11 protein-coding genes, 1 tRNA gene and 2 pseudogenes are annotated in these 14,401 nt (G+C 69.7%); 6 read left to right on the top strand and 8 right to left on the bottom strand.

The features are described from left to right. Window positions 1–224: 224 nt before the first annotated feature. Complete coding sequence (locus KGS77_RS25760) at window positions 225–422, bottom strand: hypothetical protein (protein WP_242585425.1); 198 nt, start codon at window positions 420–422, stop codon at window positions 225–227. Between the two features lie 422 nt (window positions 423–844). Between KGS77_RS25760 and KGS77_RS25755 the strand changes: the two genes are divergently transcribed. Beyond that, the gene (locus KGS77_RS25755) at window positions 845–1,582 is read left to right on the top strand and encodes a GAF and ANTAR domain-containing protein (RefSeq protein WP_242585423.1); all 738 of its coding nucleotides are present in this window, start codon (window positions 845–847) and stop codon (window positions 1,580–1,582) included. A gap of 111 nt (window positions 1,583–1,693) precedes the next feature. Here the strand turns inward: KGS77_RS25755 and KGS77_RS25750 are convergent. Further along, window positions 1,694–1,768: transfer RNA gene (locus KGS77_RS25750), tRNA-Val, on the bottom strand. 269 nt (window positions 1,769–2,037) lie between these two features. Between KGS77_RS25750 and KGS77_RS25745 the strand changes: the two are divergent. From KGS77_RS25745 to KGS77_RS25730, 4 genes and pseudogenes are all read left to right on the top strand, one after another. Further along, window positions 2,038–3,341 (top strand): annotated as a pseudogene (locus KGS77_RS25745) (hypothetical protein). 254 nt (window positions 3,342–3,595) lie between these two features. Then, window positions 3,596–4,246: a DUF4383 domain-containing protein gene (locus KGS77_RS25740; protein ID WP_242585421.1), complete on the top strand. Its 651-nt coding sequence runs from the start codon at window positions 3,596–3,598 to the stop codon at window positions 4,244–4,246. Between the two features lie 189 nt (window positions 4,247–4,435). Next, window positions 4,436–5,590, top strand: coding sequence for a galactonate dehydratase (dgoD, locus tag KGS77_RS25735; RefSeq protein WP_277994267.1), 1,155 nt, complete (start codon window positions 4,436–4,438; stop codon window positions 5,588–5,590). Between the two features lie 127 nt (window positions 5,591–5,717). After that, window positions 5,718–5,936 carry a zinc ribbon domain-containing protein gene (locus KGS77_RS25730; protein WP_242585420.1) on the top strand — a complete coding sequence of 73 codons (219 nt, stop codon included), beginning with the start codon at window positions 5,718–5,720 and terminating at the stop codon, window positions 5,934–5,936. A 202-nt stretch (window positions 5,937–6,138) separates the two neighbouring features. On the opposite strand, the gene KGS77_RS25725 is transcribed toward KGS77_RS25730, so the two are convergent. From KGS77_RS25725 to KGS77_RS25715, 3 genes are all read right to left on the bottom strand, one after another. Then, window positions 6,139–6,801 carry a class I SAM-dependent methyltransferase gene (locus KGS77_RS25725; protein WP_242585418.1) on the bottom strand — a complete coding sequence of 221 codons (663 nt, stop codon included), beginning with the start codon at window positions 6,799–6,801 and terminating at the stop codon, window positions 6,139–6,141. Window positions 6,802–7,068: 267 nt separating this feature from the next. Next, window positions 7,069–7,728 (bottom strand): response regulator transcription factor, encoded by a 660-nt coding sequence (locus tag KGS77_RS25720; RefSeq protein ID WP_242585416.1) that lies wholly within the window; start codon window positions 7,726–7,728, stop codon window positions 7,069–7,071. Further along, the gene (locus KGS77_RS25715; protein ID WP_242585414.1) at window positions 7,719–8,846 is read right to left on the bottom strand and encodes a histidine kinase; all 1,128 of its coding nucleotides are present in this window, start codon (window positions 8,844–8,846) and stop codon (window positions 7,719–7,721) included. The genes KGS77_RS25720 and KGS77_RS25715 overlap by 10 nt, the downstream gene beginning before the upstream one ends. A gap of 116 nt (window positions 8,847–8,962) precedes the next feature. On the opposite strand from KGS77_RS25715, the gene KGS77_RS25710 reads away from it, so the two are divergent. Then, window positions 8,963–9,592 carry a DedA family protein gene (locus KGS77_RS25710; RefSeq protein WP_242585412.1) on the top strand — a complete coding sequence of 210 codons (630 nt, stop codon included), beginning with the start codon at window positions 8,963–8,965 and terminating at the stop codon, window positions 9,590–9,592. Here KGS77_RS25710 and KGS77_RS25705 read toward each other — a convergent pair. The 3 genes and pseudogenes from KGS77_RS25705 to KGS77_RS25695 all read right to left on the bottom strand — a co-directional run bounded on the left by KGS77_RS25705 (window position 9,555) and on the right by KGS77_RS25695 (window position 14,269). Next, complete coding sequence (locus tag KGS77_RS25705) at window positions 9,555–10,376, bottom strand: HAD family hydrolase (protein WP_242585410.1); 822 nt, start codon at window positions 10,374–10,376, stop codon at window positions 9,555–9,557. The genes KGS77_RS25710 and KGS77_RS25705 overlap by 38 nt on opposite strands. Next, window positions 10,373–12,943, bottom strand: a pseudogene (locus KGS77_RS25700) (phosphoribosyltransferase). Before KGS77_RS25700 ends, KGS77_RS25705 begins: the two are co-directional and overlap by 4 nt. 153 nt (window positions 12,944–13,096) lie before the next feature. Then, window positions 13,097–14,269: an HpcH/HpaI aldolase/citrate lyase family protein gene (locus tag KGS77_RS25695; protein ID WP_242585408.1), complete on the bottom strand. Its 1,173-nt coding sequence runs from the start codon at window positions 14,267–14,269 to the stop codon at window positions 13,097–13,099. Window positions 14,270–14,401: the final 132 nt, after the last annotated feature.

Below are 14,401 nucleotides of genomic sequence, written 5' to 3'. Positions count from 1 at the left end.
CTTCCATCCACCGGCCGAAACAGCCGGACTACCGAACTACGGGGCCACCGGGCCACCGGGCCACCGGACTACCCGGAACCAAAGTACTTGAACTTTCAAGTCACTACTTCGACCGACCATACACACAGATTGAAAGTTAAACAACCCTCGCCGCTCACTCCCCCTTCCCGCAGCTCGCCGCTTCCGCCGCTCGACCGCTGTGGCGCTCGGCCCGCCCCACCACCTCAAGGCCGCCGGTACGCGTCCGGATCGACCCCCGTCATCGGGTCCCTGGAGAAGGTCACATAGGCGGGGTACTGCGGATCCCCCGCTTCCAGCAGCGCGAACAGATCCAGATCATGTCGGCAGAACCGATGGAGGTACTGAAAAAACAACTCCATCTCCTCCGCACTCAACCGCTCCTCGAATCTCTCGTCTCGCATACCGCGACGATACGATTCTTCACACTCCACGGCCCGCCGAAAGGGCATTACCGCACGGCGAGCGACAAGCCGGTCCCATGAAATCCGAGGGCCCCGATCATGCCGACCCGCCGATTTTCGGCCCCGCTCCGGCCGCTTAGGGAGAAATCCGCTGGCGGGCCCTGTCCGTCCCCGTTTGACGAGCCGGGCGCCGGGTATCCGACCCGACGTACCGCGAGATCCCGACGTACGGCCGGGTCGCCGGCGACAAGCCGAATGAAGGCAGACAAGAAAAACCAGGGAAGGCCAGGCAAGGCTGGAAGGGACATTCCCTCTCGGCGCGTGCACGACATGACACATGACGCCGACCCCCTCCCACCCCGGCGCAGCTCCGACCGCGCCGTCGCCGAGGAGACGCGAGCCGGCCGATCGGCAGGCTCAGCATGTCCACGACCGACCGCGAAGTACGGATCGCCCGGACGATCCTCCGCCTCGCCAACCACCCCACGGACTCAGAGCCGCTGGAGTTGCTGCACGACCTGACCACGGAGGTGGTCGCCCTGCTGCCGGTGCACTGGGCCGGGGTCACCGTCATGAACTGCGACGGCCGGGTCATTCACGTCGCCGCCTCCGAGGAAGCGTGCCGCAGACTGGAGAACGACCAGATCGACCTCGGCGAGGGCCCCTGCCTGGACGCCGCCCGCACCCAGCGGCCCCTGCCGCTGACCTCGCTCACCGGCCCGCCGGGTACGGCCCGGTGGCCCCGCTTCGCACCTCGCGCCCGCCGCGCCGGGATCATGGCGGTGGCCTCGGTGACCCTGCGCCTGCCGCGACCGTCCCTGGGCGCACTCAACCTGCTGATGGCCGGCCCGCCGTACGCCAACACCCGCGACCTCCACCTGGTTCAGGCCCTGGCCGACGCCGTCAGCGCCGCGCTGTCCCACCAGCAGGAGCTGGCCGACAAGAACAAGGTCCTGAGCCAGTTGAAGACCGCCCTGGTCAGCCGCGTGGTGATCGAGCAGGCCAAGGGCGTGCTCTCGGCCCGGCTGGACATCGACGTGGACGAAGCCTTCACCCGGCTACGCACCTACGCCCGCTCCCGCCGGCAAAAACTCACCGCCCTCTCGGCCCACGTCGCCCAGGGCAACGTACCCGCCGAACTCCTCACCTCCGCCCGATGAACCCATCGGCCCGGGGCACCGCCGTCGCGGAGCGTAGCCGCTGATGCCGGCCCAGTCGCCGCGGCAGATGCCAAAAGACCCCTGGCCGTGATCGGCCAGGGGTCTTTTCACTGGTGGGCACAGACGGATTTGAACCGCCGACATCTGCTTTGTAAGAGCAGCGCTCTACCGCTGAGCTATGCGCCCCCTTCGAACCGACAGACTACCTTGCCACCCGGGCTGATCTGCAAACCCGTGGGCGAAGCGTGAACTTACCGGCCGGTGTGTTCGTTCGTGTGGGGTGGGAGAATGACAGCCGGGCAGCCGGCCTGGGGCGATCCGATCGGGAGAGGGATGTGACGGCGACACACACGCAGCCGTACGAGCAGCGGGCAAGCCGTCGTGTCCGTGGGGAGGCGGTCCGGCGGGGCAGGAGGCCGGCGGCGAGCGGGCCGGTCCGCGATGTGGTGACGCTGATGCTGTTGCCCCTGCCGTTGCTGGCGGCGGCGGTGGCAGTGGTCCCCGCGGCGTTCGCGGGGGTGGTACGCGGCGCTGGTTCGGGCGGGGCGAGAGCCAGCGGGCCGACGCCCAGGCCGCCAAGGATGCCGCGGCGGCGGCGTTCTACGAGCTGGACACGGCGCAGCGCGATCTGCGGATCACGATAGAAACGATCACCGCCGTGGACAATTCGCCCGCGGCGCGGAAGGCCGCGGCGGACTACGAGGGCTTCGGGCAGCGGATCGACGAGGTCAGCCAGGGCTACATCAGCGCGGTGGACTCCCATGACCTGGACCGCGACGATCTCGACGGGGGCGCCGCCTCGCGGGCTCGCGCGGACCTGACGCGGGCCAAGGACGAACTGGATCAGGTCAAGAGGGAGCTGGACCGGTTCGCGCAGAGCCTGGAGCCCCTGCTGCAGACCGCCGAGTCGCAGTTGGCACGGCTGGCGCCGGCGGTGGAGCGGGCGCGGCAGGCCCTGCTGGCGGCGAGCAACACGCTGGACGCGGTCCGTGCGCGGGGCCTGAAGGCCGACGATCTCACGGCCCGGCTGGCGACGCTCGCGCCGGAGCTGACCAAGCTCAACCAGGGCGCGGGCGTACACGGCGTACAGGAGACGATCCGGCGCGCCGACGAGGTGCTGCGCCAGGCCGAATCCGTACGGACCGAGGCGGAACGGCTGCCGGAGAAGGCCGCGGAGATCGACAAGCGGCTGGTGTCGCTGCGGACCCGGTCCCAGGCGATCACGACGCGGGCGGGCAAGGTCGATCCGGTGCTCAGCGAGCTGCGCCGGCGCTACAGCGCGGCGTGCTGGCAGGACCTCCAGCACGTACCGGAGCAGGCGGCCCGGTCCGTACAGCAGGCGGAAGTGAAGCTGCGGGAGGCGCAGCAGGCGCGGGACGAACAGCGGTGGGCGGACGCGACCTCGCGGCTGGCGACCGTGCGGGCGCTGCTGAACACCACGGACGAAGCCGTGTCGGCGGCCGGTGACCGGCTGCGACGGCTGGATGAAGTGTCCTTCGATCAGCAGAAAGAGATCGAACGGACGCGGTTCGCGATCAGGGATGCCCAGCGGTTGGCGATGGCTGGACGCAGTACGCCCGATCCCCGGCACGCTCGTCCGCTGGACGATGCGGTGGCGCGGCTGGACCGGGCGGTCGCGGGCCTGGAGGGCCGGCATCCGGACTGGTGGCATTTCCTGATGGAGACGGAAGCGGTACGGCAGACGGCGACGCGCGTCGTACAGGAGATCCGGGAGGAGCGGGGCGCCGGGGGCGGCTGAGCCGGCCTTCGAACGTGCTGCCCGCCGAGATGCAGGGCGCTGCTGGGGCGCCTGGGATGCCACGGGGTGCCGTGGGGCGTGAGGTGCGGTGGGCGTGGAGTGCCGTGGCTGTGGCCCGTTGGCGGTACGGGGCGTCGAGGCGGATGCTGGAGAGAGGTACGAAAGGTACGGCGGTACGGCCCGGACGGCCCGTCTGCAACGGTTGATCCACAACGGTTGACCACAGCGGCTCATCTGCGCGAAGGAGGCCGGACATGGCTGCTGGCCAGACCCTCCACGGGTCCTTTCACCCCTTCCGCTCACCACACGGCACAGACCCCCCACACGGCACAGCTTCGCCACAGGGCACCGGCTCGCGACACGGCAGGGGGCGGCACGCGCGCCGGCGCACCCGGCTCGATGAACATCTGCCCGTGGACCACCGGCTCAGCAGGATCTACCGCATCGGTGCCGGGCTGACCGGCCTGATCCTGCTGGTCTTCGGCATCCTCGGCCTGATCGACAAGATCGGCTTCTTCGACACGGGCGATGCCACCGTCGGCGGGCTCAACACCAACGGCGCGCTCAGCACCCTGTCGATCGTCGTGGGCCTCGTGCTCTTCGTCGGCATGATGATCGGCGGGAACTTCGCGTCGACGCTCAACATCGTGCTGGGCCTGGTCTTCCTGCTGAGCGGATTCGCCAATCTCGCCCTCCTGGACACCGGTCACAACTACCTCGCCTTCCGCATCCAGAACGTCCTCTTCAGCTTCGCGGTCGGCGTGATGCTGCTGACCTTCGGACTCTACGGGCGGGTCACCGCCGGTCTGCCGCACGACAATCCGTACTGGCGCTCCCGGCACTCCGAGCAGCCCGCCGACCACGGCCCCCGGTCGCGTACGGGTTCCCACGCACCGCCCCGGTAGGGAGACTCGAACCGCGCCGGGACGCGCCGGGACGTGATGGCCGAACCGCTCCGGGCCATGACGGCACGGGACATCACTCCGCGGGGCATCGCGGCACGGGACGTCACGGCACGGGACGCGACAGCATCGCCGTGACGGCATCGGCCGCGATGGTGCGGCGTGAAGCGAGGGGATGAGGTGCGCCGGCTCGTGAAGATCAGTCGTATAAGTCGTATCGAGACGTTTCTGGTTCCGCCGCGCTGGATGTTCGTCCGTGTGGAGACGGACGAGGGGCTCGTCGGCTGGGGCGAGCCGGTCGTCGAAGGCCGGGCCGAACCGGTCCGCGCGGCCGTCGAGGTACTCGCCGAATACCTCCTCGGCCAGGATGCGATGCGCACAGAAGATCACTGGCAGGTGATGACCAAGGGCGGTTTCTACCGCGGCGGGCCGGTTCTCTCCTCCACCGTCGCCGGTCTGGACCAAGCCCTGTGGGACATCAAGGGCAAACGGTACGGCGTACCCGTCCACCAGCTCCTCGGCGGCCCCGTACGGGAGAAGATCCGTACGTACGCATGGATCGGCGGCGACGACCCCCAGGACATCCGCGACGCGCTCACCGCACAGATCGAGGCGGGCTTCACCGCGGTCAAGATGAACGGCTGCGGCCGGATGACGCCGCTGGCCACCCGATCGGAAATACGGTCCTGTCTGTCCCGTGCACAAACCGCCCGCGAAGTCCTGGGTGACCACCGGGACTTCGGGCTGGACTTCCACGGCCGGGTCTCCCCGGCCAATGCCCGCCGCCTGCTGCCGCTGCTGGCCGAATACGCTCCGATGTTCGTCGAGGAACCGGTGCTCTGCGACCACATGGACGCACTGCCCGGCCTGGTGAACGCCTCCAACATCCCGCTCGCGCTCGGCGAGCGCCTCTTCACCCGGCGCGATTTCCTGGCCCCGCTCCAGGCCGGTGTGGCGATACTCCAGCCGGATGTCTCCCATGCGGGCGGAATCTCCGAACTGCGCAGAATCGCCGCGCTGGCGGAGACGTACGGAGCCCATGTCGCGCCGCACTGTCCCCTGGGCCCCATCGCCCTCGCCGCCAGCCTCCAGATCGCCTTCACCACACCGAACTTCCTCATCCAGGAACAGTCCATCGGCATCCACTACAACAAGGGCGCCGAACTGCTCGACTACGTCATCGACCCGGCGCCCTTCCGCTTCCAGGACGGCTCACTGCTGCGCACCGACCGCCCGGGACTGGGAGTGGACGTGGACGAGGCAGCGGTACGGGCGGCGGGCGAGCGGGGCCACGCCTGGCGCAACCCCGTGTGGCGGCATGAGGACGGCTCGTTCGCGGAGTGGTGAAGAAGCCGGAGAACGCCGGGGAGCACATCCACCCGTACGGCCACGAACACGGCCGTGCACGGCTGTACGTACGGTCACACGCTGACGTACATCCCGGACGTACATCCCGCACGGCTAATCTGTCCCCATGCCTCGTTACGAATACCGCTGCCGCTCCTGTGGGTCCACCTTCGAGCTCAACCGGCCGATGGCTGAGTCCTCCGCCCCGGCGACCTGCCCCGACGGCCATTCGGACACGGTCAAGCTGCTGTCCACGGTCGCCGTCGGCGGCACGGCCTCCGCCCCCGCCCGTAGCGCGGGAACCGGTGGCGGTGGCGGATGCTGCGGAGGCGGCTGCTGCGGCTGACCCACCGCAGCAGATCCACCGGCGCAGCCCCGCCGACACAGACGGGTCCCCACCGTGCATCGCGCACCGGCGTGACCGCTTCTCGGCCGCGCCACCGCTTGCCCGCCCTCCTCCCGTCCGTGCTCCTCCCGGTTCGCGTTCTTCCTGCTCCATGCCGTGGCAGCCCGTGCCGGCCCGTGCCCTGTCGACCGGTGCTACCGCCTCATCCGCGCCTGCGCGCCACCGTCAACCCGTCGGCAACGGTGAGCATGACCGCCTCGACCCGCTCGTCCGCCATAACGTGATCATTGAATGTGCGGATCGCCTCGGCGGATCCGGTGGCCGACGGATCGACGACCTGGCCGTGGAAGAACACATTGTCCGCAACGATCAGCCCACCGGCCCGCACCCTCGGCACCAGCTCCTCCCAGTACGCCACATAGTTGGACTTGTCCGCGTCGAGATACGCCAGGTCGATGTGCGGGGTGGCCGGCATCGCCCTCAGGGTGTCCAGCGCGGGCGCGATCCGCAGGTCGATACGGTCCGCGACCCCCGCCTTCTCCCACGCCTCGCGGCCGTACGCCGTCCATTCCTCCGACACATCGCAGGCGATCAGCTTCCCGTCGGCAGGCAGCGCCTGCGCCATGGCCAGAGCCGAGAACCCGGTGAAGGTACCGACCTCGACCACATGCCGAGCGCCCACCAACCGCACCAGGAAGGCGAGCAACGGGGCCTGCTCCTGCGCCGACTGCATTCCCGCCGCATCGGGGAAGCGCCGATGCGTGACCTCCACGAGTTCACTCTGGACCGCGTCCAGCGGCGCATTGTGCGCGAGCATGTAGTCGTAAAGTTCCGGGGTGATCGGCGTGCTCTTGCTCTCGGTCACTTCGTCTCCTCAGATTCCCAGGTAGAAGCCGTACGGCCCGCCGCGAGAGTAACCGAGCACCCGCACCGCCGAACGAACGCACCTGTCCCCGCACGCGCCCCGCAGCTCCCGCTGGTCCGCGGCCGAACCCGCCCCGAAGGCCCCTGCAACTCTCCTTGCACAGGTCGCACGAACCGCACGGATCACAGATCACGCACAGCCGTTTTCCGACGCATCATCACCCCCAGGCGCCTCAGAAACTCAAACGCTTCAGACACTCCAGACGCCTCAGCTCCCCAGGTACCGCAGAACGGCCAGCACTCTGCGGGAGTATCCGGAGGCCCCTGTCAGTTGGAGCTTGTCGAAAATCGCGTTGGCGTGTTTCTCCACCCCGCTCTGTGAAATGTGCAGCCGGCCCGCGATCGCGGCATTGGTATGGCCCTGGGCCATCTGCGCGAGGACGTCCCGCTCACGCGAGGTGAGCGTGCCCAGTGGATCGGCGCGTCTGCTGCGCGTCAGCAACTGGCGTACGACTTCGGAGTCGAAGGCCGCCTGCCCGGCACCGACCCGCTCCAGCGCGTCCAGGAACTCGTCCACCTGCACCACACGGTCCTTGAGGAGGTAGCCGACGCCCTTGCTGTCGTCGGTCAGCAACTCGGTCGCATAACGCCGTTCGACGTACTGCGACAGCACGAGCACCCCGACCCCGGGCCAGCGCTCCCGTATCTCCATCGCCGCCCGCAGCCCCTCATCGGTGTGCGTGGGCGGCATACGCACATCCACAACGACCGCGTCCGGCCTCCGTCCTTCCTTGGCGGCGTGCTCCAGCACCGTGATCAGTTCGGCGGCGTCGCCCACCGCGGCCATCACCTCATGCCCCTCCTCGGCCAGCAGTCGCATCAGTCCCTCTCTCAGCAGGGTCGAATCGTCGGCAAGTACTACGCGCACGGCAGCTCCGCGGTGACAGTGGTGGGCCCGCCGACCGGGCTGCTGACCCTGAGCCGGCCGTCGAGGGCGGCGACCCGGCGGGACAGCCCGAACAGTCCGCTTCCGGAGGCATTGGCCCCGCCCGTGCCGTCGTCCTCGATGTGCAGGAACAAGATGCTCTCCTTCCGGTCGACGCAGACGGTTATCAGCCCGGCGCCGGAGTGCTTGACGGCGTTGGTGACCGCCTCGCACACCACGAAGTAGGCGACGGTGGCCACCGCGGTATCCGGATCGCGGTTCAGGCGGTAGCAGAGCCGTACGGGGATGGCGGAACGTTCGGCGACCGTCTCCAGCGCCGCACGCAGACCGGCCTCGTCCAGCACCGTCGGATAGACCCGCCACGCCACTTCGCGCAGTTCGGTCAGTGCCCGCCGGCTTTCCTCATGGGCCTGTTGCAGCAGCGCGGTCGCGCGTGCCTGGTCCTTGCTTCGCAGGGCGCGGCCGAGCAGTATGCCCAGGGCCACCAGCCGCTGCTGCACACCGTCGTGCAGGTCTCTTTCGATACGGCGCCGCTCGTCGTTCACCGCGGCCACGACCCCCGCGCGGCTGGACGCCAACTCCTCGACGCGGCGCTCCAGTTCCCTGGCGTGACTCGGGCCCAGGAAATGACGGGCCAGCCGGGCTTCCATCGTCGACACCCCGAACATGCCCTGGACACTGATGAACAGGAGCAGGGCCGCGCCGAAGCCGGTCTCCGCGACATCGACCGGATGACGGATCTCGTCGAACATCCAGGCCGTCGACGCCCACAGCACCACCGTCGCCCCGGCGGTCACACACACCAGCACGAGCACGCCCAGCAGCCCCAATGCCGCGCGCGAGGCGAGATATCCGAGCGCGCGTGCGTCGTCGTACTCGGAGGCGAAGTCGGCTCCGCCGCGTCGCAGGCGACGGCGCTCGATCTCCACCAGCCACCGCGCGACGGACATCACCGGCCGCAGCACCGCCCGCCGCCCGCGCGGCCAGAGGTATACGCAAAGCATCGCGAGCCCGGTCAGCGCGACGAACGGCAGCTCCATCGTCACCAAGCCCGCGCCGACCAGCGCTCTCCACATGTGGCGCATCCCGCGCCGTGTCATCCCCCGCGTGATCGAGACGCTAGCGGCTGCGTGATCGCGCTGTACTGCGGAAAACCGCAAGGTTCTGTGCGGTTTTCCGCAGTGTGCTCGCGGAGAGAAATTTTTAGCGTTGAAGCATGATCGAGAACACCGGAACGGGCTGGCTCATCAGCCTCATCGACACCCTCGGCGCGCCCGGCGCCGGCCTGGCGATCGCCGCCGAGAACCTCTTCCCGCCGCTGCCCAGCGAGCTGATTCTGCCGCTGGCCGGCTTCGCGGTGGGCCAGGGGCGGATGGATCTGCTGTCCGCGCTCGCGTGGACGACGCTCGGGTCCGTGACCGGCGCACTCGCCCTGTACGGCGTGGGCGCGCTGCTCGGGCGGGAGCGCACGGTCGCGATCGCGGCCAGGCTGCCGCTGGTCAGTGTCCTTGACATCGAGAAGACGGAGCGCTGGTTCCGGCGGCACGGACACAAGGCGGTGTTCCTCGGCCGGATGATTCCCGTCTTCCGCAGCCTGATATCGGTGCCGGCCGGTATCGAGCGCATGCCGTTACCGGCCTTTGTGGTCCTGACCACGCTCGGCAGTGCCATCTGGAATGCGGTCTTCGTTCTCGCCGGCCGTGCGCTCGGCGAGAACTGGAAGGAGGTGACCGGCTATGTGGATGTGTATGCGAAGGTTGTTCTGCTGGCTGCCGCACTGGCGGTGCTGGCCTTCCTGGCCGTACGGATCAGCAGACGCGGCCAGGGCAGGCGGCGGCGCGGATGAACGCGCGCAGGATCTCCTCGCCCGCCGCGACACCCCGCTCGGTCAGTGCCGTGACGTGGGGGGCGTCCCAGCCCGAGTCCGCCAGCTCGCCGTGTCCCGGGCGCCAGCCCTGGGTTCCGGCCAGCAGCAGGTCGGCGTCCAGAAGGGAGTCGCCGGCCGTGAGAACCTGCTCGGTTCCGGTGCGGCGCGCGACTTCGGCGACGGCCGCGCCCTTGGTGAGCGGCTTCGGCACGGCGTAGATCTTGCGTCCTTGGAGGGACACGGTCCAGCCGCGGGCCTCCGCCCAGCCGGCCAGGTCCTTCACCCAGGTCTCCGGCAACAGGGCCCGGTCGACGACGAGGTAGGCGAAAAGGTCCTCGGCGACCCGTTCCTTGAGCAGCCACGCGGGGTCGGCGGTGCGCAGCAGATGCGCGCGGATCTCCTCCAGGGAGGCGCATTCCGCGGTGAGCCGTGCGGTGACCGTCCGCCGCCAGTCCCGGTCCGGCTCCCCGTCCACGAGGAGGTGGCCGCCGTTCGCGCAGATCGCGAATCGCGGCCTCGGCCCCGGGAGATGGATACGGCCGTACTGCTCACGGGTGCGGGTGGTGGTCGGCACGAAAACGGTCTCGCGCGCCAGGGTGTCCAGCAGCCCGGCGGCCGTCTCCGTCATGTAGGAGAGCGGCTTGTGCTCGTAGACCTCGACACACAGCAGCCGTGGCGCCCGGGCGTCGGGCATGGTCAGGCCCAGTGCGGCGGCCGAATAGATCAGGGTGCGGTCCAGGTCGCTGGCGACGACCGTGCTCATGGGGCGGTCACCGCCTTGCCGTCCGCACCCGTCGCCCCGCGGGTGAAGCGGGGGTGGATCAGTCCGACACAGGTGTAGGGGAGTTCGTCGGTCTCTTCGACGGGCACGCCACGCTGTTCAGCAAGGAGACGCACATGATCGAGGTCGGTTCCGGCGCCCCGCCGGGCGAGGATCTTCCAAGGAACACGGCGCAGCAGTACCCGCGTGGTCTCGCCGACACCCGGCTTGACGAGGTTGACGTCATGGATGCCGTACGCCTCGCTGATCCGCTCGACGGCTGCCCAGCCCTCCCATGTGGGGGTGCGGTCGGCCGCGGCCAGCTCCTTGGCGTCGGTGGCCACGTCCTCGGCGACGTCGTCGAAGCGGGCCGAGACCGTGTCCAGGAAGGTCCGCGACACGTCGTCCTCCGCCAGCTCACGGTAGAACTTCGCGCCGTGGAAGTCGTCGGGGCCCACCAGGTCCGCACGCAGCACCGTGCGCGAAATGAGCCCGGACACCGTCGAGTTGAGGCAGGCGGAGGGGATGAGGAAGTCGTCGCGGGTGCCGTAGGTCTCCACACAGCGGCCTGGGTCGGCCAGTACGGCGATCCTGGGGGCGAAGCGGGGGACGTCGCGCAGCGCCTGCGCCAGTTCCCGGGTGATGGCGCCCTTGCCCGTCCAGCCGTCGACGAAGACGACGTCTTCCGGGTCGTGATGGGCGGCCAGCCAGCGCAGCGCGGTGGTGTCGATCCCCCGGCCGCGGACGATGGAGACGGCGTAGTGCGGCAGGTCCAGGCCGTGCGCGTGCCGGGCCCAGCGGCGCATCAGGACGCCGACGGGGGTGCCGGCGCGGGCCAGCGAGACAAGCACGGGGCGCGACGGAGTGCCGGTGTGGCGGGCGCGCCGGGGGTGTTCGGCGAGCACGGTCTCGGTGACCGTTCCCACGGCTCGCGCGATCCGGGTGGCGGACGTCTTGAGCGCGTTGTGGAACAGCGCCTGGTACTGCTCGCTCGGCTGGTATTCGACCGGCAGCGACTCGGCGTAGTGGGCGCCGCCGCGCTGTATCGCCTCTTCGCGCTCTTCCGTGGGCGCTTCGAGGGTGATCGCGGACAGGTCCTGGAGCAGCCAGCCGACTTCGTCGGGGGCGTAGGAGGAGAAGTCGGGGCCGCGCAGGGGCTCGGGGAGGGGCATGGATCAGACCTGTCGTTGCGGGGTGTGCGGCGCGGGCTCGGACGTGCGGCCCGCCGCGGGTTCGGCTGCGGATGTGCGCGGCTGCGCGGGTCGTGGCGTGTAGGAGGGGACGACGGCCAGAAGCAATCGGTCGGTGTGCGGGGCGAGACGGTGCAGCAGCCCGTCGGCGGCGTGCAGTTGTGCGGTGTCGCCCCGCGAGTCGATCACGGTGACGATCGCGTCGAAGCGGCGCGCGGGGTCCTGGCCGGCCGCGACGTTGTAGGCGTACCGCTCGCCCGGTCCGTCGGCCGGTGCGTCGTGCGCGGGGAAGGCGAGCCGGGTGCGGATCGCGTATCCGGGGTCGTCGACGGCCAGTACGGGCGAGCGGGTCGTGGTGGAGAAGAACACCTCCGCCCCGACGGCCTCGTCCAGTTCCCCGGCGATCCTCAGCGGCGCGTACATCAGCTCTTCGCTGCCCAGCACGAGTATCCGGCGGGCACCTTCCAGCTCCCCGGCGAGGCGGGCCGCCATGCCCGGCAGCGCGGCCTCCAGCCGCTGCCGGTGCGCGGGGGTGAAGCCGTGCCGGCCGCCGTCCGGCACCCCTTCGGGCCAGCCGAGGCCGACACGTACGACATCTGTTGCCCGGACGGATTCCGCGTCCGGCCGCGCCGTCGCGCAACGGGCCGGGGCCGGGGTCGGGCCGTGGGCGGGGTCCTGGTGTGCGGTGTGCGCGGCGACCAGTTCCTGTCCCCGCTGCAGGACATCCGGCGGCAGGTGTACGTCACCGGCTGCCAGGGATATGAGATCGACCCGCGCGCCGAGGTCGGCCGCGAATTTCTCCAGTCGGCCCCGGTCGGCGTGCGACCGCATGTCGACCAGGGCGACGACCACGTACCGCTCGCGCGGGTAGCGGGCGTGCAGCGCCTTGATGGTGTTCAAGACCGTGCGTCCGGTGGAGAACTCGTCGTCGACGAGGACCAGGGGGCCGTCCCCGGCCAGCAGGTGCGGATCCTGCGGCAACAGCAGGTGCGAGGTCGCGTGGCTGTGCTCCTCTTCGAAGCCGCCGGCCTGCTCCACGCCGTCGATGGGCCGCCGGGTGGAGTGCAGGTAGGGCGCCGACGCAAGGCCGTCGGCCACGCTGTGGCCCAGGCCGGTGGCGGTCTCGGCGTATCCCAGGACCACGGCGCGTGCGGCGTCCGCGTCGCCGAGCAGTTCCCCGACCCGGCGGCCGAGGTCGAGGCCCGCGCCGTACACCACGGCGGGGCGCTGCGGCACATGCTTGCCGAGCACGTTCGACACGAGCAGATGGGCCCGCTTGGGATTGCGGCGCAGGGCCAGGCCCAGCAGCCCGGGCAGTTCGTCACCGCCGCTCAGCGAGACCCCGAGCCTCCGCGCGACCCACTCCCCCGTCCACACCACCGGGCCTGTCTCCTCACTCACCTTTGTTGCCACCGTCGGTTTTGCCGGATGCACCGGCTCTGTCATCGCCGTCGTCTCCGTTGCCGCATCCGGCCCTGGTCGCGGCGTCATGTCCGGTGTCGCGCTCGTCATCGTCCGTCGCCTCCTGTGCGGTCAGTGCTGCGGGAGGCTGGCGGTCAGCAGTTCCACGAAGCCGACGCCCTCGCGCGCCACGCCGAACACCTCGGCGCGCAGCAGAGTCCGCTCGGCCCAGGCGCGGTGCGGCTTCACTTCATTCATCTTGTTCGTGTACGAGGAGCGCAGGACTCCGCCGTCGCCGCGTTCGGGCCGCAGAATGTCGACGGCGTCGCTGAACTCCTCGTGGCTGACGACCGACAGCGCGTGTACGGGTGCCACATGCGAGGGATGGATGCAGGTCTTGCCCTGCAAGCCGTTCGCCCGGTCCAGTTCGATCTCCCGCAGCAGCCCGTCCATGTCGTGCTCGATCAACGTGGTCCGCAGTTCCTCGGCCCGGCCCAGGAAGGGGCTACGCCGCAACTGCGGCTTGAACATCCGCTCGTGCAGCCGGAAGTACTCCCACACCGGCCCGGTGACGGTGAAACCCGTGCCGTCCGCCCGGCCCAGGACGTTGACCACGTCCGCGATGACGGAGGCGACGATCTGGACGTCGTACGCCGTCATGTCAGGTGCCCTGCGCAGCCCGTAGGCGGAGCAGAAGTCCGTGACACCGAGCCGCAGCGCGAGCACCCGTTCCCGGTATTTCTCGACGGTCCGCGCGATGCCTTCCAGCGTCTGGGCGCGGCTCTCCAGGTACAGCAACTGGGGCGATTCGAGCACGGGCATCGCGAACAGCCGCCGCCCGCAGTTCTCTTCCGCGCCGGCCAGCGCTTCCAGAAAGGGGATCCCGCGCGTCTCGGTGAACTTCGGCAGTACGAATCCGGACAGCAGCCGCACCGCGGGTCCGAGCCGGCGCACGAGATCGGGTATCTGTCCGGGCGTCCTGACCCGTATGAACAGCAGGGGCAGGACGGGGCCGCTGCCGTCCTCCTCGGCGAGGGCGGTGAGATGCCGTACGAGGTTCTCCTCGCCGGCCTCCACCTCGCCGTCGCCGATGGAGTCCTCCAGGCACAGCACCATCGACACCACACCGCGGCCGGCCTGTTTGACGATGTCGGCGGCGAGGCACGGGCGGGTGGCGGGGCTGTAGAGGGTGGCCCCGAGCGCGACCGAGAGCATATGGGCGGGCGAGTCGGCAGTGAACTCGGCCGGTTCCTGGTGGAACAATGCCTTCCGCATGCTCGGCGCAAGGTACCCGAAATGACGCATACAACTCCCCGTCCGCAGGTGGACCGGGGTGTCCCCACTGCGTCTCGCTGTCTGGATCCAGCCGGTAATCGTACGTGCGGCTGCCGATCGAAAGTTCCCCCGCGCGTGAAAAACTGGTTGCCCCTACGCGAC

The organism is Streptomyces sp. MST-110588 (genome assembly GCF_022695595.1).
Lineage (GTDB): Bacteria > Actinomycetota > Actinomycetes > Streptomycetales > Streptomycetaceae > Streptomyces.
The sequence above is the reverse complement of the archived record's forward strand: the minus strand, read 5'-3'. Positions and strand labels throughout refer to the sequence as shown.